The sequence below is a fragment of the Streptococcus bouchesdurhonensis genome, from assembly GCF_948472335.1.
The window spans coordinates 183,087-204,032 of record NZ_CAOKTW010000006.1 but is presented as its reverse complement, the minus strand read 5'-3'; the positions used below and the strand labels follow the sequence as shown (position 1 = coordinate 204,032).

Annotated in this window: 16 protein-coding genes; 15 read left to right on the top strand and 1 reads right to left on the bottom strand. The window is 44.0% G+C overall.

Translation table 11 applies throughout. The features are described 5' to 3' along the window. The first annotated feature begins 5 nt into the window (after positions 1-5). The 15 genes from comB (at position 6) to purB (ending at position 16,657) form a co-directional block, all read left to right on the top strand. A complete protein-coding gene (comB, locus tag QMQ21_RS11500; RefSeq protein WP_023935462.1) occupies positions 6-1,355 on the top strand; it encodes a competence pheromone export protein ComB in 1,350 nt (449 codons plus the stop codon). Between the two features lie 169 nt (positions 1,356-1,524). Beyond that, complete coding sequence (gene purC, locus QMQ21_RS11495; RefSeq protein ID WP_000043297.1) at positions 1,525-2,232, top strand: phosphoribosylaminoimidazolesuccinocarboxamide synthase; 708 nt, start codon at positions 1,525-1,527, stop codon at positions 2,230-2,232. 1 nt (position 2,233) lies between these two features. Further along, entirely contained in the window at positions 2,234-2,377 is a 144-nt protein-coding gene (locus tag QMQ21_RS19340) for a phosphoribosylaminoimidazolesuccinocarboxamide synthase (RefSeq protein ID WP_079211609.1), read from the top strand. 55 nt (positions 2,378-2,432) lie between these two features. Next, positions 2,433-6,158 carry a phosphoribosylformylglycinamidine synthase gene (locus tag QMQ21_RS11485; protein ID WP_023935460.1) on the top strand — a complete coding sequence of 1,242 codons (3,726 nt, stop codon included), beginning with the start codon at positions 2,433-2,435 and terminating at the stop codon, positions 6,156-6,158. Positions 6,159-6,250: 92 nt separating this feature from the next. After that, positions 6,251-7,693 (top strand): amidophosphoribosyltransferase, encoded by a 1,443-nt coding sequence (gene purF / locus QMQ21_RS11480; protein WP_000220653.1) that lies wholly within the window; start codon positions 6,251-6,253, stop codon positions 7,691-7,693. Positions 7,694-7,909: 216 nt separating this feature from the next. Beyond that, positions 7,910-8,932 (top strand): phosphoribosylformylglycinamidine cyclo-ligase, encoded by a 1,023-nt coding sequence (gene purM, locus QMQ21_RS11475; RefSeq protein ID WP_023935458.1) that lies wholly within the window; start codon positions 7,910-7,912, stop codon positions 8,930-8,932. Further along, complete coding sequence (gene purN / locus QMQ21_RS11470; protein ID WP_002256676.1) at positions 8,929-9,483, top strand: phosphoribosylglycinamide formyltransferase; 555 nt, start codon at positions 8,929-8,931, stop codon at positions 9,481-9,483. Before purM ends, purN begins: the two co-directional genes overlap by 4 nt. Before the next feature lie 2 nt (positions 9,484-9,485). Next, positions 9,486-9,854 (top strand): hypothetical protein, encoded by a 369-nt coding sequence (locus tag QMQ21_RS11465; protein ID WP_002224354.1) that lies wholly within the window; start codon positions 9,486-9,488, stop codon positions 9,852-9,854. 43 nt (positions 9,855-9,897) lie between these two features. After that, complete coding sequence (locus tag QMQ21_RS11460) at positions 9,898-10,362, top strand: GNAT family N-acetyltransferase (protein WP_023935456.1); 465 nt, start codon at positions 9,898-9,900, stop codon at positions 10,360-10,362. Position 10,363: 1 nt separating this feature from the next. Next, positions 10,364-11,911 (top strand): bifunctional phosphoribosylaminoimidazolecarboxamide formyltransferase/IMP cyclohydrolase, encoded by a 1,548-nt coding sequence (purH, locus tag QMQ21_RS11455; RefSeq protein WP_000161907.1) that lies wholly within the window; start codon positions 10,364-10,366, stop codon positions 11,909-11,911. A gap of 121 nt (positions 11,912-12,032) precedes the next feature. After that, positions 12,033-13,295, top strand: coding sequence for a phosphoribosylamine--glycine ligase (gene purD / locus QMQ21_RS11450; protein ID WP_023935454.1), 1,263 nt, complete (start codon positions 12,033-12,035; stop codon positions 13,293-13,295). Between the two features lie 193 nt (positions 13,296-13,488). Then, a complete protein-coding gene (gene purE / locus QMQ21_RS11445; protein ID WP_023935452.1) occupies positions 13,489-13,980 on the top strand; it encodes a 5-(carboxyamino)imidazole ribonucleotide mutase in 492 nt (163 codons plus the stop codon). Continuing rightward, entirely contained in the window at positions 13,967-15,058 is a 1,092-nt protein-coding gene (purK, locus tag QMQ21_RS11440; RefSeq protein WP_166735744.1) for a 5-(carboxyamino)imidazole ribonucleotide synthase, read from the top strand. Before purE ends, purK begins: the two co-directional genes overlap by 14 nt. A 9-nt stretch (positions 15,059-15,067) precedes the next feature. Next, positions 15,068-15,295: a hypothetical protein gene (locus tag QMQ21_RS11435; protein WP_023935448.1), complete on the top strand. Its 228-nt coding sequence runs from the start codon at positions 15,068-15,070 to the stop codon at positions 15,293-15,295. 63 nt (positions 15,296-15,358) lie between these two features. Continuing rightward, entirely contained in the window at positions 15,359-16,657 is a 1,299-nt protein-coding gene (purB, locus tag QMQ21_RS11430; RefSeq protein ID WP_000610749.1) for an adenylosuccinate lyase, read from the top strand. A gap of 54 nt (positions 16,658-16,711) precedes the next feature. On the opposite strand, the gene strH is transcribed toward purB, so the two are convergent. Beyond that, positions 16,712-20,641: an LPXTG-anchored beta-N-acetylhexosaminidase StrH gene (gene strH, locus QMQ21_RS11425; protein ID WP_261814470.1), complete on the bottom strand. Its 3,930-nt coding sequence runs from the start codon at positions 20,639-20,641 to the stop codon at positions 16,712-16,714. Between the last annotated feature and the right edge of the window lie 305 nt (positions 20,642-20,946).

Sequence of the window (20,946 nt, the reverse complement as noted above, 5' to 3'; positions counted from 1 at the left end):
AGAGGATGAAAGCAGAATTTTTAGAAAGTGCGGAGTTTTATAATCGTCGTTACCATAATTTTTCCAGTCGGGTGATTGTACCTATGTCCCTTCTGCTCGTGTTTTTGCTTGGATTTGCAACATTTGCAGAGAAGGAGATGAGCTTGTCTACTAGGGCTACTGTCGAACCTAGTCGTATCCTTGCAAATATCCAGTCAACTAGCAACAATCGCATTCTTGTCAATCATTTGGAAGAAAATAAGCTGGTTAAAAAGGGAGAACTGTTGGTTCAATATCAGGAAGGGGCGGAGGGTATCCAAGCAGAGGCCTATGCTAGTCAGTTGGATATGCTTAAGGATCAAAAAAAGCAATTGGAGTATTTGCAAAAGAGCCTGCAAGAAGGGGAGAACCACTTTCCAGAGGAGGATAAGTTTGGCTACCAAGCCACCTTTCGCGACTACATCAGTCAAGCAGGCAGTCTTAGGGCTAGTACATCGCAACAAAACGAGACCATCGCGTCCCAGAATGCAGCAACTAGTCAAACCCAAGCTGAAATCGGGAATCTCATCAGTCAAACAGAGGCTAAAATTCGCGATTACCAGACAGCTAAGTCAGCTATGGAAACAGGTGCTTCCTTGGCCAGTCAGAATCTAGCCTACTCTCTCTACCAGTCCTACAAGTCTCAGGGCGAGGAAAATCCGCAAGCTAAGGCTCAGGCTGTTGCGCAGGTTGAAGCGCAGCTTTCTCAGTTAGAATCTAGTCTTGCTACTTACCGTGTTCAGTATGCAGGTTCAGGTACCCAGCAAGCCTACGCGTCTGGTTTAAGCAGTCAATTGGAGTCTCTCAAATCCCAACACTTGGCAAAGGTTGGTCAGGAATTGACCCTTCTAGACCAGAAAATCTTGGAAGCAGAGTCAGGTAAGAAGGTACAGGGAAATCTTTTAGACAAGGGGAAAATTACGGCGAGTGAGGATGGGGTACTTCATCTCAATCCTGAGACCAGTGATTCTAGCATGGTTGCAGAAGGTGCCTTACTAGCCCAACTCTATCCGTCCTTGGAAAAAGAAGGGAAAGCCAAACTTACAGCTTATCTCAGTTCGAAAGATGTAGCAAGGATCAAGGTCGGTGATTCTGTTCGCTATACTACGACTCATGATGCCAAGAATCAATTTTTCCTAGATTCTACTATTACAAGTATTGATGCGACAGCTACTAAGACTGAGAAAGGGAATTTCTTTAAAATCGAGGCGGAGACTAATCTAACTTCGGAGCAGGCTGAAAAACTTCGATATGGGGTGGAAGGTCGCCTGCAGATGATTACGGGCAAGAAAAGTTATCTGCGTTATTATTTGGATCAATTTTTGAACAAAGAGTAATGTTCGTGTTTTTAGAGTTAAATGATTTTAAAACTGTGAGAAAGATGTTTCTTGCAGTTTTTTCTTTATGATTTTTGACGTCACTACGCTATTTATTCGGTTAAATTCTTGTATTTTTTGGTTTTTTATGGTAGAATGTGCTCAAGTAATACGAAAGGCGAACTTTAAAATGTCAAAACAATTGATCTATTCGGGAAAAGCTAAAGATATCTATACAACAGAGGATGAAAATCTTATTATTTCAACTTACAAGGACCAGGCGACTGCTTTCAATGGTGTCAAGAAGGAGCAGATTGCAGGTAAGGGAGTCTTGAATAATCAGATTTCATCTTTTATTTTTGAGAAGTTAAATGCAGCTGGTGTAGCGACTCACTTTGTGGAGAAGCTTTCAGACACGGAGCAACTCAATAAAAAGGTTAAGATTATTCCTTTGGAAGTCGTGCTCCGAAACTACACGGCTGGTTCCTTTTCAAAACGTTTTGGTGTAGACGAAGGAATCGCATTTGAGACTCCGATTGTCGAATTTTACTATAAAAATGATGATTTGGATGACCCGTTTATCAATGACGAACATGTGAAATTCCTACAGATTGCGGATGACCAGCAAATCGCCTACTTGAAGGAAGAAACTCGTCGTATCAATGAACTTTTGAAGGTCTGGTTTGCTGAGATTGGACTTAAGTTGATTGACTTTAAGCTAGAGTTCGGTTTTGACAAGGATGGCAAGATTATCTTATCAGATGAATTTTCACCAGATAACTGCCGCTTGTGGGATGCGGATGGCAACCACATGGATAAGGATGTTTTCCGTAGAGGATTGGGAGAACTAACCGACGTTTACGAAGTTGTCTGGGAGAAGTTGCAAGGTTTGAAATAATCTGTTTGCAACGGAAAACCTTCGTCTCTCAACTAAAAGGACTCAGGCTGAAAAGGTCCCCCAGACCTTTTCACTCCGTAGGGGATTAGGAGAGCTAACAGACGTTTATGAGATTGTTTGGGAAAAGTTGCAGGAATTGAAATAACAACCTCAAGGTCGTTGGGAACATTGCAAGAGCTGAAATAAAGGAATAAGGATTGATGGATAAACGTATTTTTGTTGAAAAAAAGGCTGATTTTCAGGTCAAGTCAGAGAGTTTGGTGAGAGAACTCCAGCATAACTTGGGACTTTCAAGCTTGAAAAGTATTCGTATTGTGCAAGTCTATGATGTCTTTGATTTGGCGGAGGACTTGTTTGCACCTGCAGAGAAGCACATCTTCTCTGAGCAGGTGACCGACCATGTTTTAGATGAAGTATCTGTGCAGGCGGATCTTGCTAATTATGCTTTCTTTGCCATTGAAAGCCTGCCAGGGCAGTTTGACCAGCGTGCAGCTTCTTCGCAAGAAGCCTTGCTTTTGCTGGGAAGTTCGAGTGATGTAACGGTCAATACAGCACAATTGTATTTGGTCAATAAGGATATTGATGCGACTGAGTTGGAAGCGGTCAAGAACTACTTGCTCAACCCAGTTGATTCTCGTTTCAAGGACATCACGACAGGGATTGCCAAGCAGGAATTTTCTGAGTCAGACAAGACCATTCCTAAATTGACTTTCTTTGAAAGCTATAGGGCAGAAGACTTTGCTCGCTACAAGGCCGAGCAAGGGATGGCCATGGAAGTGGATGATTTGCTCTTTATCCAAGACTACTTTAAGTCAATCGGGCGCGTGCCGACGGAAACAGAACTCAAGGTTTTGGATACTTACTGGTCTGACCACTGCCGTCACACGACTTTTGAGACAGAGTTGAAACAGATTGATTTCTCAGCTTCTAAATTCCAAAAGCAATTGCAGTCAACCTATGACAAATATATCGCTATGCGTGATGAGTTGGGACGTACGGAAAAACCGCAAACCTTGATGGATATGGCAACTATTTTCGGTCGTTATGAGCGTGCCAATGGACGTTTGGACGACATGGAAGTGTCAGATGAAATCAATGCTTGCTCAGTAGAAATCGAAGTGGACGTTGATGGTGTGAAAGAACCATGGCTCCTAATGTTCAAGAATGAAACTCACAACCACCCAACGGAAATTGAGCCATTTGGTGGGGCTGCTACCTGTATCGGTGGAGCCATTCGTGACCCATTGTCAGGTCGCTCATATGTTTACCAAGCCATGCGGATCTCAGGTGCTGGTGATATTACAGCACCGATTTCAGAAACTCGCGCTGGGAAACTGCCACAACAAGTCATTTCTAAAACAGCGGCTCATGGTTATTCTTCATACGGTAACCAGATTGGGCTTGCAACAACCTACGTTCGTGAATATTTCCACCCAGGTTTCGTTGCTAAACGTATGGAACTTGGTGCCGTTGTTGGTGCGGCTCCCAAGGGCAATGTTGTCCGTGAAAAACCGGAAGCGGGCGATGTCATTATCCTCCTCGGTGGTAAGACTGGACGTGACGGTGTCGGTGGTGCGACAGGTTCTTCTAAAGTTCAAACGGTTGAGTCTGTAGAGACTGCTGGTGCTGAGGTTCAAAAAGGGAATGCCATCGAAGAACGCAAGATTCAACGTCTGTTCCGTAATGGCGATGTCACTCGTCTTATCAAGAAGTCTAATGACTTTGGTGCTGGTGGTGTCTGTGTAGCTATCGGTGAATTGGCAGACGGTCTTGAAATCGACCTTAATAAGGTGCCTCTTAAATACCAAGGATTGAATGGTACCGAAATTGCCATCTCTGAATCTCAAGAACGGATGGCAGTCGTGGTTCGTCCTGAGGATGTAGATGCCTTCGTTGCTGAATGTAACAAAGAAAATATTGACGCTGTTGTGGTGGCGACAGTGACGGAAAAACCAAATCTTGTCATGCACTGGAATGGTGAAACCATTGTCGACTTGGAACGCCGTTTCCTTGATACCAATGGTGTGCGCGTGGTCGTTGATGCAAAGGTTGTAGATAAGGATGTCAAACTCCCAGAAGAACGCACAACAAGCGCTGACACACTGGAATCAGATACCCTTACGGTTCTATCTGACCTCAACCATGCAAGTCAAAAAGGATTACAGACTGTCTTTGACTGCTCTGTTGGACGCTCAACGGTTAATCACCCACTTGGTGGTCGTTACCAACTTACACCAACTGAGGCATCTGTGCAGAAATTGCCAGTTCAACACGGTGTGACTCATACTGCGTCGGTCATTGCTCAAGGTTTCAACCCATATGTAGCTGAATGGTCTCCATACCACGGTGCTGCTTATGCGGTTATCGAAGCAACTGCTCGTTTGGTGGCTGCTGGTGCCAAATGGTCTAAGGCTCGTTTCTCTTACCAAGAATATTTCGAGCGGATGGACAAGCAAGCAGAGCGTTTTGGTCAGCCAGTAGCCGCCCTTCTAGGCTCTATTGAAGCTCAGATTCAACTTGGCTTGCCATCTATCGGTGGGAAGGACTCCATGTCTGGTACCTTTGAAGAATTGACCGTTCCGCCAACCTTGGTTGCATTTGGGGTGACGACGGCAGATAGCCGTAAGGTGCTCTCTCCAGAATTTAAAGATGTTGGGGAAAATATCTACTACATCCCAGGTCAAGCCCTCTCTGCAGAGATTGATTTTGACTTGATTAAGAAAAATTTTGCTCAGTTTGAAGCAAGCCAAGCTGACCATAAAGTGACGTCTGCATCAGCTGTCAAATACGGTGGTGTAGTTGAAAGTTTGGCTCTTGCTACTTTTGGAAATCATATCGGTGCAGAGGTAATCTTGCCTGAACTTGAAAGTTCTTTGACAGCACAATTGGGCGGATTTGTCTTCACATCTCCTGAAGAAATTGCTGGAGTAGAGAAGATTGGACAAACGAAAGCAGCCTTTACACTGACTGTCAACGGTGTGAAGCTAGATGGACACAAACTTGACAGTGCCTTCCAAGGCAAATTGGAAGAAGTTTACCCAACAGAATTTGCTCAAGCCAAAGAACTGGCTGAAGTACCAGCTGTGGTATCAGATGTTGTGATTAAAGCAAAAGAAAAGGTTGAAAAACCGGTGGTCTATATCCCAGTATTCCCGGGAACCAACTCAGAATATGACTCAGCCAAGGCATTTGAAAAAGAAGGCGCAGAGGTTAACTTGGTGCCATTCGTGACACTCAATGAAGAAGCCATTGTCAAGTCAGTTGAAACCATGGTTGACAACATCGGTAAGGCTAACATTCTCTTCTTTGCCGGTGGATTCTCGGCTGCGGATGAACCAGATGGTTCAGCTAAGTTTATCGTCAATATCCTGCTTAATGAAAAAGTGCGTGTGGCTATTGATAGCTTTATCGCCCGTGGTGGCTTGATTATCGGTATTTGTAATGGATTCCAAGCCTTAGTCAAATCGGGTCTCCTACCATACGGAAACTTTGAAGATGCTAACAGTACTAGTCCAACCCTCTTCTACAATGATGCCAACCAACACGTGGCCAAGATGGTGGAAACTCGTATTGCCAATAGCAACTCGACATGGTTGGCTGGTGTGCAAGTGGGCGATATCCACGCTATTCCTGTTTCGCACGGTGAAGGGAAGTTTGTCGTGACGGCTGAGGAATTTGCAGAGCTCCGTGACAATGGACAAATTTTCAGCCAATACGTTGACTTTAACGGTAAACCAAGTATGGATTCTAAGTACAATCCGAATGGTTCTGTCCATGCCATCGAAGGAATTACCAGCAAGAATGGTCAAATCATCGGTAAGATGGGCCACTCAGAACGTTATGAGGATGGTCTTTTCCAAAATATCCCAGGCAATAAAGACCAACACCTGTTCGCATCAGCGGTTAAACATTTCACTGGAAAATAAGACTTACAGATTTTCTAATAGATGGTATCAGTAATGTAAAAGTCATGTAAATCTAGCTCTTGATGATTACAAATGAAAATTAGGTATAAAAAATGACATACGAAGTAAAATCTCTTAATGAAGAATGTGGTGTTTTCGGTATTTGGGGACATCCAGATGCTGCTAAGTTGACCTATTTTGGTCTCCATAGTCTTCAGCACCGTGGTCAAGAGGGGGCAGGAATCCTCTCCAATGATCAGGGGCAATTGAAGCGCCATCGTGACATGGGACTTTTATCAGAAGTCTTCAGAAATCCTGCTAATTTGGATAAATTGACGGGAACTGGTGCGATTGGGCATGTGCGTTACGCGACTGCTGGCGAAGCTTCTGTAGATAATATCCAGCCCTTCCTCTTCCGTTTTCACGATATGCAGTTTGGGTTGGCTCATAATGGAAATCTGACCAATGCAGCCTCTCTCAAGAAAGAACTGGAACAAAGAGGCGCGATTTTCAGTGCGACTTCGGACTCTGAAATCTTGGCTCACCTCATTCGTCGCAGTCATAATCCTAGCCTGATGGGCAAAATCAAGGAAGCGCTCAGCCTTGTCAAAGGTGGTTTTGCCTATATCTTGCTGTTTGAGGACAAGTTGATTGCGGCTCTTGACCCCAATGGTTTCCGTCCGCTTTCTATCGGGAAAATGGCTAACGGAGCGGTGGTTGTTTCCTCTGAAACCTGTGCTTTTGAGGTTATTGGTGCTGAATGGATTCGTGATTTGAGGCCAGGTGAGATTGTGATCATTGATGACAAGGGCATCCAGTATGATAGCTATACAGATGATACTCAGTTAGCAATCTGTTCTATGGAGTATATCTATTTTGCCCGCCCTGATTCTAACATTCATGGTGTCAATGTTCATACGGCACGTAAACGTATGGGTGCCCAATTGGCGCGTGAATTCAAGCATGAGGCGGATATCGTGGTCGGTGTACCCAATTCTTCCCTCAGCGCGGCTATGGGATTTGCGGAAGAATCAGGCTTGCCAAATGAAATGGGACTTATCAAGAACCAATACACCCAACGGACCTTTATCCAACCGACTCAAGAATTGCGGGAGCAAGGGGTGCGGATGAAACTATCTGCTGTTTCTGGTGTTGTCAAAGGCAAGCGTGTGGTTATGATTGATGACTCTATTGTACGTGGAACAACCTCTCGTCGTATCGTTCAGCTCTTGAAAGAAGCTGGTGCGACTGAGGTTCACGTTGCCATTGGTAGTCCAGCGCTTGCTTATCCATGCTTCTACGGGATTGATATCCAGACCCGTCAGGAGCTAATTGCGGCCAATCATACTGTTGAAGAAACTCGCCAAATCATTGGTGCGGACAGTCTGACTTATCTTTCTGTTGAAGGGTTGATTGATTCAATTGGTATTGAAACGGATGCGCCAAATGGCGGTCTCTGTGTCGCTTACTTTGACGGTGATTACCCAACGCCTCTCTACGACTATGAAGAAGACTATCGTCGAAGTTTGGAAGAAAAGACCAGTTTTTACAAATAGATGACAGATTCTCCATTAAAGAAAAGGAATATAAAAATGACAAATAAGAATGCTTATGCTTCACGTCTCACTACTGACTAAAAGTTAAAGCATTTGTCAGTAGACGCTTTCTCCTATGGGACCAAAGCTAGAGACCTGACTAGTATTTTTAGATAAAATAATTGTTTATCTAAAAATACGTCGCAGTCTTTCCCAAAAAAGAAAAGGAAAAATAAAATGGCAAATAAAAATGCGTACGCTCAATCTGGTGTGGATGTTGAAGCGGGTTATGAAGTTGTTGAACGGATTAAAAAGCACGTGGCTCGTACGGAGCGTGCAGGTGTCATGGGAGCTCTGGGAGGCTTTGGTGGTATGTTTGACCTTTCAAAAACAGGTGTCAAAGAACCTGTCTTGATTTCAGGAACTGATGGTGTCGGAACCAAACTCATGTTGGCTATCAAATACGACAAGCACGATACTATCGGTCAGGACTGTGTGGCCATGTGTGTCAATGATATCATCGCTGCGGGTGCGGAACCCCTCTATTTCCTTGACTACGTAGCGACAGGGAAGAATGAACCAGCTAAGCTAGAACAAGTTGTCGCTGGTGTGGCAGAAGGTTGTGTGCAGGCAGGCGCTGCCCTCATTGGTGGAGAAACGGCTGAAATGCCTGGCATGTACGGCGAAGATGACTATGACTTGGCTGGTTTTGCGGTCGGTGTGGCTGAAAAATCTCAAATCATTGACGGTTCAAAGGTGGCAGAAGGAGATATTCTTCTCGGACTTGCTTCAAGTGGGATTCACTCCAATGGTTACTCTCTTGTTCGTCGTGTCTTTGCGGATTACACAGGTGAGGAAATCTTGCCAGAATTGGAAGGCAAGCAACTCAAGGAAGTTCTTCTTGAACCGACTCGTATCTATGTCAAGGCTGTCTTACCACTCATCAAGGAAGGCTTGGTCAATGGCATTGCCCACATCACTGGTGGTGGCTTTATCGAAAATGTCTCTCGTATGTTTGCAGATGACCTAGCTGCTGAGATTGATGAAAGCAAAGTTCCAGTGCTTCCTATTTTCAAAGCTCTTGAAAAATATGGTAAAATCAAACATGAAGAAATGTTTGAAATCTTCAATATGGGTGTGGGACTTATGCTAGCAGTCAGCCCTGAAAATGTAGGTCGTGTCAAGGAATTGCTGGATGAACCAGTCTATGAAATTGGTCACATCGTCAAGAAAGAAAACGAAAGTGTCATCATCAAATGAAAAAAATAGCGGTTTTTGCCTCTGGTAATGGCTCAAATTTTCAGGTGATAGCGGAACAATTTCCAGTAGAGTTTGTCTTTTCAGACCATCGTGACGCCTATGTGCTCGAACGTGCAGACAAGCTCGGCGTTCTGTCCTATGATTTTGAACTCAAGGAGTTTGAGAGCAAGGCAGACTACGAAGCGGCCCTTGTCGAACTCTTGGAAGAACACCAGATTGACTTGGTTTGTCTAGCAGGCTACATGAAAATCGTTGGGCCAACCTTATTGGCGGCTTATGAAGGCAGGATTGTCAACATTCATCCAGCCTACCTGCCAGAATTTCCAGGAGCTCATGGGATTGAGGATGCTTGGAATGCTGGCGTTGCTGAGAGCGGCGTGACCATTCATTGGGTGGATTCAGGTGTGGATACAGGAAAGGTTATCAAACAAGTGCGTGTGCCACGGCTTGAAGGGGATACCCTAGATACTTTCGAGACTCGCATACACGAAACAGAGTACAAACTGTATCCAGAATTGTTGGATAGTTTGGGAGTGGAGAGGAAGAAATGATTATGGACCAATACTATATGGAGTTAAAGAATAAGTTATCTAACAGACCAATCCTACTGGATAATACTAATGATTTTCTTTTTGTTTTAGTAAATACAGTGAAAGCTATGATAGAAAATACTGATAAAAGTCAGCTTTCAGAGTTAGATAAAATTTTAGACGGTGTCACAAGTCAAGAATTGAAACTTGCCTATGATTTTTGTCAAGGGAAATTCGGTCAAGCAGGTTTTTCTTATCGTAGGCACCCGAATTATTTTTATTTGTCCAGTTTAATTGCGACTTTTCCAGAATTTGAGTTGTCTAAAGCAGACCGAGATTACCTCAAAGGAATCATAAATTTTGATAACTACCTTTTATATGAGTTAGATTAGTCTTTAATCACCTCAAAACCCTATTTATTCAAAAGGAGAAAAAATGATTGAGATGAAATTAGTAGATGAGAGCAGTTTTCAGGCAGTGCTGGATTTGAAAATATCTGAAGCTGATGAACGAGCACGTTTTGTGGCTCCAAATGTACGCTCTTTAGCTGACGCATGGCTCTACCGGGAAAATGAAGATGTGTTTCCGAGGGCAATCTATTGGGATAAGCAAGTGGTTGGCTTTCTCCTGCTGGAAATAGACAAGGATGAAGCGGAATACTTTATCTGGCGGATAATGATTGGTCAGCAGTACCAAGGAAGAGGTTATGGTAGAAAAGCCTTGGAAGTTCTAATCAAAGAGGCTCAGATGGATAGAGTCTGCAGTCATATTGTTGCAGATTATGTGGTTGGAAATGAAAAAATGAAGCACCTGTTGACTAGTTTGGGTTTTCAGGAAACAGGATTTATAGAAGAAAATAACGAAGTCGCTATGCGCTTGGACTTAAAGAAAGAGGAATAGAATGACGAAAAAAGCCTTAATCAGCGTCTCAGACAAAGTGGGTATTGTTGAATTTGCCCAAGAACTTAAAAAACTCGGTTGGGACATCATCTCAACAGGTGGGACCAAGGTTGCCCTTAATAATGCTGGGGTAGATACCATTGCGATTGATGATGTGACTGGGTTCCCAGAAATGATGGATGGTCGTGTCAAGACCCTTCACCCAAATATCCACGGGGGACTTTTGGCTCGTCGTGACTTGGATAGTCACTTGGAAGCAGCTAAGGACAATCAGATTGAGTTCATCGACCTTGTTGTGGTCAACCTTTATCCATTCAAGGAAACAATCCTCAAACCGGATGTGACTTACGCTGATGCAGTTGAAAACATTGACATCGGTGGGCCATCTATGCTTCGTTCAGCAGCAAAAAATCATGCCAGTGTGACGGTTGTGGTAGACCCTGCTGACTATACAGTGGTTTTGGACGAGTTGTCAGTTAACGGCGAAACCACTTACGAAACTCGCCAACGTTTGGCAGCCAAGGTTTTCCGTCACACAGCGGCTTATGATGCCTTGATTGCAGAGTATTTCACAACTCAAGTGGGTGAAAGCAAACCTGAAAAGCTGACCTTGACTTATGACCTCAAGCAGGCCATGCGCTATGGGGAAAATCCTCAACAGGATGCAGATTTCTACCAAAAAGCCTTGCCGACTGACTACTCGATTGCATCTGCTAAACAGCTTAACGGGAAAGAATTGTCATTCAACAATATCCGTGATGCGGATGCTGCCATTCGTATCATTCGTGATTTCAAAGATCGTCCAACCGTTGTGGCTCTCAAACATATGAATCCATGTGGAATTGGTCAAGCTGACGACATCGAGACTGCTTGGGACTATGCTTATGAGTCTGACCCAGTCTCAATTTTCGGTGGAATCGTCGTTCTCAACCGTGAGTTGGATGTTGCGACAGCTGAGAAGATGCATGGTGTTTTCCTTGAAATCATCATCGCACCAAGTTATACGGATGAAGCGCTAGCTATTTTGACCAATAAAAAGAAAAACTTGCGTATCCTTGCCTTGCCATTTGATGCTCAAGAGGCTAGCGAAGTGGAAGCAGAATACACAGGTGTTGTCGGTGGACTTCTGGTACAAAACCAAGACGTGGTCAAAGAAAGCCCAGCTGACTGGCAAGTGGTGACCAAACGCCAGCCAACTGAGACAGAAGCGACTGCTCTTGAGTTTGCTTGGAAAGCTATCAAGTACGTCAAATCAAACGGTATCATCGTAACCAATGACCACATGACACTTGGTGTCGGTCCGGGTCAAACTAACCGTGTGGCTTCTGTTCGCATCGCTATTGAGCAAGCTAAAGACCGTCTTGACGGCGCTGTTCTTGCTTCGGATGCCTTCTTCCCATTTGCGGATAATGTGGAAGAAATCGCCAAAGCAGGGATCAGGGCTATCATCCAGCCGGGTGGATCCGTCCGTGACCAAGAGTCTATCGAAGCTGCTGACAAATATGGCTTGACAATGGTCTTTACAGGTGTGAGACATTTTAGACATTAAGAACGTTAAAGGGAAGAAAACAGTTTCTTTCCTTTTTTGCGTAAAAATGCGGATTGAAACAAGATTAAAACGAACGTTTGTGGTATAATATTATTAAATAATTCGCAAAAGAGGTTGAGGGATGAAGCTGTTAGTTGTCGGTTCGGGTGGTCGTGAACATGCGATTGCTAAGAAGTTGCTTGAGTCAAAAGACGTTGAAAAAGTATTTGTAGCTCCTGGGAATGACGGTATGACTCTGGATGGTCTGGAATTGGTAAATATCTCTATTTCCGAACATTCTAAATTGATTGACTTCGCAAAGGCCAACGATATTGCTTGGACCTTTATCGGTCCAGATGACGCCCTTGCGGCTGGTATCGTGGATGATTTCCATGCAGCTGGTCTCAAAGCCTTTGGTCCGACAAGATTGGCAGCGGAGCTGGAGTGGTCCAAGGATTTTGCTAAGGAAATCATGGTCAAATATGGTGTTTCGACAGCAGCCTATGGCACATTTTCAGATTTCGAGGAAGCAAAGGCCTATATCGAAAAGCAGGGTGCGCCTATCGTAGTCAAGGCGGATGGCTTGGCGCTTGGGAAGGGTGTCGTCGTTGCTGAGACGGTTGAGCAAGCGGTCGAAGCCGCTCATGAGATGCTTTTGGACAATAAATTTGGTGACTCAGGTGCGCGCGTGGTTATTGAGGAATTCCTTGAAGGAGAGGAATTTTCACTCTTTGCCTTTGTCAATGGTGATAAGTTCTACATCATGCCAACGGCTCAGGACCACAAACGTGCCTACGATGGCGACAAAGGGCCTAACACGGGTGGTATGGGTGCCTATGCGCCAGTTCCACACTTACCACAGAGTGTAGTTGATACAGCGGTTGACACCATTGTCAAGCCAGTTCTAGAAGGGATGATTAAAGAAGGTCGCCCTTATCTGGGAGTTCTTTACGCAGGGCTTATCCTGACAGCTGATGGACCCAAAGTCATTGAGTTCAACGCTCGGTTCGGAGATCCAGAAACTCAGATTATCTTGCCTCGCTTGACCTCTGACTTTGCTCAAAATATCACAGATATCCTGGATAGCAAGGAGCCAAATATCATGTGGACGGACAAGGGTGTGACTCTGGGTGTGGTTGTCGCATCCAAGGGCTACCCGCTAGACTATGAAAGGGGCGTTGAGTTGCCAGCCAAGACAGAAGGCGATGTCATCACCTACTATGCAGGGGCTAAGTTTGCGGAAAATAGCAGAGCACTGATCTCAAACGGCGGACGAGTTTATATGCTCGTTACCACAGCAGCCACCGTCAAAGAAGCCCAAGCCAGCATCTACCAAGAACTATCCCAACAAAAAATAGAAGGACTCTTCTACCGAACAGATATCGGAAGCAAGGCAATTAAGTAAAGATATAAGAATAACGCGCCGTAGTCGCCAAACACGATAATGGTCGTCGTGGTGAAAAGACCAGAACAGTGAATGTTCTGGTCAGGGGGAAACTTTGAGACCTTAGGCTCAAAGTTTAGGAATGAAACCGAAGGTTTGCTTCCGTCCCCACCACCTAAGACCATTATCAAAAAAGAAGAAAAAAGGAAAAATTATGACTAAACCAATTATTTCCATCATCATGGGCTCAAAATCCGACTGGGTAACCATGCAAAAAACAGCAGAAGTCCTAGACCGCTTCGGTGTAGCCTACGAGAAGAAGGTTGTCTCTGCCCACCGCACACCAGACCTCATGTTCAGACATGCCGAAGAAGCTCGTAGCCGTGGCATCAAGGTCATCATCGCAGGTGCTGGTGGCGCAGCGCATTTGCCAGGCATGGTAGCTGCCAAAACAACCCTTCCAGTCATTGGTGTGCCAGTCAAGTCTCGTGCTCTTAGTGGAGTGGATTCACTCTATTCTATCGTTCAGATGCCGGGTGGGGTGCCTGTTGCGACCATGGCTATCGGTGAAGCTGGAGCGACTAACGCAGCTCTCTTTGCCCTCCGTCTTCTTTCAGTAGAGGATCAAGCTATCGCGACGGCTTTGGCAGATTTTGCAGAAGAACAAGGAAAAATCGCAGAGGAGTCTACCAATGAGCTCATCTAAAACAATCGGAATTATCGGTGGCGGTCAACTGGGTCAGATGATGGCCATTTCTGCTATCTACATGGGGCACAAGGTTATCGCGCTGGATCCTGCGGCGGATTGCCCGGCCTCTCGCGTGGCGGAAATCATTGTGGCACCTTATAACGATGTGGACGCCCTCCGTCAGTTGGCAGACCGTTGCGATGTCCTCACTTACGAGTTTGAAAATGTCGACGCTGACGGTTTGGATGTCGTTATCAAGGATGGACAACTCCCTCAAGGAACAGATCTGCTCCGCATTTCGCAAAATCGTATTTTTGAAAAGGACTTTTTGTCAAACAAGGCTCAAGTCACTGTGGCACCCTACAAGGTCGTGACTTCTAGCCTAGACTTGGCAGATATCGACTTGTCGAAAAACTATGTCCTCAAGACTGCGACTGGTGGCTACGATGGTCATGGACAAAAGGTTATTCGTTCAGAAGCAGACTTGGAAGCAGCCTATGCGCTAGCAGACTCAGCAGACTGCGTCTTGGAAGAATTTGTCAACTTTGACCTTGAGATTTCTGTCATCGTGTCAGGAAATGGCAAGGAGGTGACGTTTTTCCCAGTTCAGGAAAATATCCACCGCAACAATATCCTGTCTAAGACCATCGTACCAGCCCGCATTTCTGAAAGTCTAGCAGACAAGGCTAAAGCTATGGCAGTGCGAATCGCAGAACAACTCAACTTGTCTGGAACTCTCTGTGTGGAAATGTTTGCGACAGCTGATGACATCATTGTCAATGAGATTGCTCCACGACCACACAACTCAGGCCATTACTCTATTGAAGCCTGTGATTTCTCTCAGTTTGACACCCATATTCTCGGTGTTCTCGGAGCACCATTGCCAGCCATAAAACTACATGCGCCTGCCGTCATGCTTAACGTTCTCGGCCAGCATGTTGAGGTCGCTAAAAAATATGTCACAGAAAATCCAAGCGCCCATCTCCACATGTATGGTAAAATAGAAGCAAAGCATAATCGTAAGATGGGACATGTGACTTTGTTTAGTGATGTACCGGATAGTGTGGAAGAGTTTGGGGAAGGGATTGATTTTTAGGACAAGTTCATGATACAAATTATCGTTAATACATTTATTGAAAAGGATAAGACTGGAGCAGTTGTCGAAGTCTTGTATGCCAGTGCTGACCAAGATAAGGTACAAGCTAAATATGAAGAACTAGCTGCACAATACCCCGAAAATTATTTAGCTATCTATGATGTACCGCTGGATACGGATTTGAATATACTAGATCATTACCCGTCTGTGTTTATTGGAAAAGAGGAGTTTGAGTAGAAATCTTGCTTTACCTAGATAGCTTATTCCCAACAGCTTAAGAAGAAAGGAAAAATGAACAACATGATCAACCGTTACTCTCGCCCTGAGATGGCGAATATTTGGAGTGAAGAAAATAAATACCGTGCTTGGCTTGAGGTGGAAATCCTCTCTGACGAGGCATGGGCTGAGTTGGGGGAAATCCCTAAGGAAGATGTGGCTTTGATTCGCAAGAAGGCGGACTTTGACATCGACCGTATTTTGGAAATTGAGCAGGAGACGCGCCACGATGTGGTGGCTTTCACGCGTGCGGTTTCTGAGACTCTTGGTGAAGAGCGCAAGTGGGTTCACTATGGCTTGACTTCTACTGACGTGGTGGACACGGCCTATGGTTACCTCTACAAGCAGGCCAACGACATCATCCGTCGTGACCTTGAAAACTTCACTAATATCATCGCTGACAAGGCCAAGGAGCACAAGTTCACCATCATGATGGGGCGTACCCACGGTGTGCATGCTGAGCCGACAACCTTTGGTCTTAAATTGGCGACTTGGTACAGCGAAATGAAGCGCAATATCGAGCGTTTCGAGCATGCGGCTGCTGGTGTAGAAGCTGGTAAGATTTCTGGTGCGGTTGGGAACTTTGCCAATATCCCACCATTTGTAGAGGAGTATGTCTGCAACAAGCTTGGTATCCGTGCTCAAGAAATCTCTACACAAGTCCTTCCTCGTGACCTTCACGCTGAGTACTTTGCAGTTCTTGCCAGCATTGCGACTTCAATCGAACGTATGGCGACTGAGATTCGTGGTTTGCAAAAATCTGAACAACGCGAAGTGGAAGAATTCTTTGCTAAAGGGCAAAAAGGTTCATCTGCAATGCCTCACAAACGCAACCCAATCGGTTCTGAAAACATGACAGGTTTGGCGCGTGTTATCCGTGGTCACATGATTACGGCTTATGAGAATGTCGCTCTCTGGCATGAACGTGACATTTCCCACTCATCAGCTGAGCGTATCATTACACCAGATACGACCATTTTGATTGACTACATGCTCAACCGTTTTGGAAATATCGTCAAGAACTTGACAGTTTTCCCAGAAAATATGATCCGCAACATGAACTCGACTTTTGGTCTTATCTTTAGCCAACGGGCTATGTTGACATTGATTGAAAAAGGCATGACCCGTGAGCAAGCCTATGACTTGGTGCAACCAAAAACAGCCTACTCTTGGGACAACCAAGTAGACTTTAAACCACTTCTTGAGGCAGATTCAGAAGTAACATCACGTCTCACACAAGAAGAAATCGATGAAATCTTCAACCCAGTTTATTACACCAAACGAGTGGATGATATCTTTGAACGTCTTGGACTAGGTGATTAATTAAAAAATAAACAGCGAGCTTCAATCTCGCTGTTTATTTTTTATCGAAAAGACTTAGTCTTCTTTTCTTTTAGTGAGTCCATAGGCTGCTAGTGTGGCCATGAGTCCTGCGACTACTAGTCCTGCAGAATCGTGAGTTCCTGTTTCAGGAAGTTTTTTCTCTATTACCACAGGAGCTGGATCTTGAGGAAGAGCTTTGCTTTCCTCAGCAGGAGCAGTTGATGGAGCTGGTTGGCTTAGGATTTCTAGTTTTGGTTTTTCTTCAGCAATAGCGGCTTGTCCGTTTTCATCGCCTACATGTGTTACCATAGTTCCGACTTCGACTATTTGAGTAACGGCTTCCTGTGCTACGACACTATTTACGAGTGTTTTCACTTCCTTACCATCGGCAGAAGTGCTCACAGAGTAGAAGTTGCTACGATGTCCATTGACACCCTTAGTAATGACTTGTGTTTTTCCTTTGAGTAAGAGTGGATTTTCACGAGTCACTGTGGTAAATGGAATTTCTTCTTCTTGGATATCCAGTCTAGGTTTTACCTCAGTAGTTGGTGCAAGACCACTTTCATCACCCTTGTGAGTTACAGGAGCGCCAACTTCAACCACTTGGTTTATAACTTCTTTGGTTACCTGGCTATCAAGGACTGTTTCTGTTGTTTTTCCATTTTCAGTGAGTACAGAGATGTAATGAGTTCGTTCACCTTTGACTCCTGCTGTGATAATATTTTCCTGACCAGCTGGGAGGTTAGGATTTTCTTTCTTGATAACTTCAAATGGAATTTCTTCAGTTCTTGTGATGAGTTCTGGTCTGGTTTCAACATTGGCAGCCACTTCATTTTCATCTAGGCTTCCTGAATGAGTTGCAGCTGGTTTGAGGCCTTGAAGAGCGGCTTTTAGGTTGGCTACAAGTGTGTCAAGCTCAGCTTGTTTATTACGGTTGAGGTTGTAATTTAGAGCTGTTTTAGCTGCGTCAAGGGTCTCAAGACTTTCTTTACTATATCCTTCTAAGTTTGTAGGAATTTTAGCTAATTCTTCGCGGAGAGCATTATAATTAGCACGGAAGTAGTCTTTGTTGTGGTCTGCAAAGGCAGTCATGAGTTCAAAGATTTCCTCTTCCTTGTATTCAGCGCTTGGTCTATCTGCCCAGATTGAAAGCATACTTCCGACTGTTGGAAGATCTACTTCAGGATATTTGGTAGAAGCTAGTTGATTGAATGGAACTTTACCAGAATTTTCAACTGCTTTTGAAAGAGGGTAAGCTTCATCTTGTTTGTGATTGCCTATAACATAATACCAGTCACCGTTGGTATTCAAGAACTTATAACCCTTGCTTGCTAGGTATTGAGGTGATGCGAGGTTGTATCCCCACCAGCCTTTAGACCAGTAAGAAATCAAGACATCTTTGTCAAACTGAACATCGTCCTTGTCTTCATAGTAGAAGCCATCGTTGAAGGCCATTGGTTGAAGCCCTCTTTCTTTGGCCATAGCTGCGAGGGTGTTGGCATATTCGGCAAATTTGCCATAGAGTTGATACCACTTGAGGTAGTACCAGCCTTGGGCACTAGTCGCATCGTTGGCGTATTCGTCAGTACCAAAGTTGAAAATCTTTGATTTATCAGCAAAGTAATCCATATACTTACCGATAAGGGCTTTGGTAAAGTTAAGTGCTTCTTGATTTTCAAGGTCCATCGTGGTTTTTGAAACTTTATCAAAGTTTGCTTGAGGATTCGCGATGCCAAGTTTTTCCATGGCAACCAGCATAGCATCCATATGTCCTGGACTATTGATAGCTGGAATCAGACCAATACCTTTTTCCTTAGCATATTTAGCAAGCTCTGTCACTTCTTCCTGTGTCAGTGCAGTACCGTTTGGATCGTCGTAGTAAGCTTTAGTTCCTTCGATAATAGCTTTTTTAACGTCATCACTAGCATAGGTTTTTCCGTTGGCAGTAATGGTCATATCATCGAGTAGAAAGCGAAGTCCGTCATTTCCTAGAAGGAGATGAACATCAGAATATCCGAGCTCACTGGCCTTGTCTACGATGCGTTTGAGCTGGTTCAGAGTAAAGTATTTGCGACCTGCATCGATGGAAATGACTTTATTCTTATTCAGTTTTTCAAGTTCGCGTTTAGCATCCTCTTCTTTTTGTGCTTCTGGAGTTAAAGCCAAGTTTTTAATAGCATCTTGAAGGCTTGCGATTGCTTGATCAATCGTATCCTGTTGAGCACGGCTGAGGTTGCTATCGAGTGAACGGATGGCTTTTTCAGCTTCTTTGACAGCAGCAAAACTTTCAGCAGTATAACGGTTAGAGTCTTTTGGAATAGTTTCTAGTGCTTTTTCTGCAGGTTGATAGTTGGCTGCGAAGTATTCAGCGTTGGCATTTGCAAAATGACGCATGAGTTTGAAGAGGCGAGATGGAGAATAACGTGCAGATGGGGTATCGGCCCAAGCAGCTACCATACCACCGATGATTGGGACATCAGCTCCTTCTGTTTTTGGTACAGAAGTGATTGGTGTGTTTTTAATACCATTGAGCCCCTGATCGAGATTGTACCAACCTTGGTCATCAGCGTTTCGTCCAAGAACGTAGTACCAAGCATCATTGGTATTAAGGATTTGGTGACCTTTTTCAGCTAGTAGTTTAGAAGAAGCGACATCGTAGCCTCCCCAACCACCAGTCCACATAGAAACGATGATGTCTTTGTCAAAACTACCAAAGCTTGTGTCGCTATTGTAGTAGATACCGTCGTTAAAGGCCATTGGTTTGAGACCGTGCGATTTTACAATACGAGCGAGGTCATTGGCGTAGGCAATAAATTTTTCATAGCCTTTTACAGGGTAGCCTTCGTTTGGATAGTATTTATCAGCTTGAAGCACACTCCAACCTTTAGCATCTGTCGCATCATTGGCATATTCATCAAGTCCGATGTTGAAGATTTCAGTTTTTTTCGCGAAATAAGCAGCATACTTGTCGATAAGGGCTTTTGTAAAAGCGACAGCTTGTTCGTTGTCAAGATCGACAGTACGGGCTGATTCCTTCCCAAAATAGCTAAAGTTAGGGTTTTGGATTCCCAATTCTTTCATGGCATTGAGAATCGCATCCATGTGACCAGGACTATTTACTGTCGGAATGAGACCGATACCTTTATCTTTTGCATAGTTAATCAGATCTGTCATTTGACTTTCTGTTAAGTGATTGCCGTTTGGATCGTTGTAATAATCATTTGTACCTTTTTCAATGGCGCGTTTGACATCGTCACTGGCATAGGTCTTGCCGTTAGCTGTGATGCTCATATCGTCCAACATGAAACGAAGTCCATCATTTCCGACTAATAGGTGTAAATCAGTGTAGCCATAATGTTTCGCTTTATCGATGATTTCCTTGAGCTGTTCTGGTGAGAAATATTTACGTCCAGCATCAATAGAAACAATTTTCTTTTTCGCTAGTTTTTCACTTACAGTTGCAGCACGTTCCTTTCCTGCCTCTGTTGCTGGTTTGTCAGCCTCTGCTTTCGCTTCATTTTTTTTAGCATCTTTTTCAGCTGGTTTATCCTTGTCAGTCTTGTCTGTATTTGACTCTTTAGAATCAATCTCTTTAGCTTCTTCTGCCTTTTTATTAGCAGTTTCTTTTTCAGCAGAAGTTGGAGTTACCACCTCTGCTTTATCACTAGGAGTTGAACTAACTTCCTCTTGTGGTTTTTCTTCTGTTTTTGGAAGACTAGCTACCTTATCAGTAGCTGGAGTTTCTGTTTCTACAGTTTTTGGAGCTTCTGGTTGAAGCTCTGCTTTAGGTGTTTCCTCAGTCCGATTTTCGGATGATTGAGGGGAATCAGAAACCGTATGGATGGTCGGTTGGTTTTCTGTAGTAGTAGGAGTAACTCCATCGGCTGCAACAGTCTGTGCTTGGAAGGCAAATCCAATTAGAACAGAAGCTGCTCCTACAGCGTATTTACGAATAGAAAAACGCTGTTGTTTTTCATGTTTCATTGCAAAACCTCCTGATTGCATTGTTATATTGATAGCGATTATATAAATCAACGCCTTTATTTTATTTCTTATATTAACGAGAGTCAAGAGGAGATGACAAAAAACTATAATAAGTATAAAAAAATATAAAATTTAAGCTTAAGATTTCAGATTAGTCGGAAAAAATACGTATATATATCTAGTATAATTTTTGGTTCTATTTCTATAAAATATTCCACAAATTATAGAATCTTCTAAAAATAGGTAAGCGCTACCTTTTTGGTGTGGTATAATAAGCATAGAAAAAGCCCGAGCAGGCTCAGGCT

Bases quoted from the DNA above. Each gene is read 5' to 3' on its own strand.
- comB (WP_023935462.1), top strand. From the start codon at position 6: ATGAAAGCAGAATTTTTAGAAAGTGCGGAGTTTTATAATCGTCGTTAC.
- purC (WP_000043297.1), top strand. From the start codon at position 1,525: ATGTCAAAACAATTGATCTATTCGGGAAAAGCTAAAGATATCTATACA.
- QMQ21_RS11485 (WP_023935460.1), top strand. From the start codon at position 2,433: ATGGATAAACGTATTTTTGTTGAAAAAAAGGCTGATTTTCAGGTCAAG.
- purF (WP_000220653.1), top strand. From the start codon at position 6,251: ATGACATACGAAGTAAAATCTCTTAATGAAGAATGTGGTGTTTTCGGT.
- purM (WP_023935458.1), top strand. From the start codon at position 7,910: ATGGCAAATAAAAATGCGTACGCTCAATCTGGTGTGGATGTTGAAGCG.
- purN (WP_002256676.1), top strand. From the start codon at position 8,929: ATGAAAAAAATAGCGGTTTTTGCCTCTGGTAATGGCTCAAATTTTCAG.
- QMQ21_RS11465 (WP_002224354.1), top strand. From the start codon at position 9,486: ATGGACCAATACTATATGGAGTTAAAGAATAAGTTATCTAACAGACCA.
- QMQ21_RS11460 (WP_023935456.1), top strand. From the start codon at position 9,898: ATGATTGAGATGAAATTAGTAGATGAGAGCAGTTTTCAGGCAGTGCTG.
- purH (WP_000161907.1), top strand. From the start codon at position 10,364: ATGACGAAAAAAGCCTTAATCAGCGTCTCAGACAAAGTGGGTATTGTT.
- purD (WP_023935454.1), top strand. From the start codon at position 12,033: ATGAAGCTGTTAGTTGTCGGTTCGGGTGGTCGTGAACATGCGATTGCT.
- purE (WP_023935452.1), top strand. From the start codon at position 13,489: ATGACTAAACCAATTATTTCCATCATCATGGGCTCAAAATCCGACTGG.
- purK (WP_166735744.1), top strand. From the start codon at position 13,967: ATGAGCTCATCTAAAACAATCGGAATTATCGGTGGCGGTCAACTGGGT.
- QMQ21_RS11435 (WP_023935448.1), top strand. From the start codon at position 15,068: ATGATACAAATTATCGTTAATACATTTATTGAAAAGGATAAGACTGGA.
- purB (WP_000610749.1), top strand. From the start codon at position 15,359: ATGATCAACCGTTACTCTCGCCCTGAGATGGCGAATATTTGGAGTGAA.
- strH (WP_261814470.1), bottom strand. From the start codon at position 20,641: ATGAAACATGAAAAACAACAGCGTTTTTCTATTCGTAAATACGCTGTA.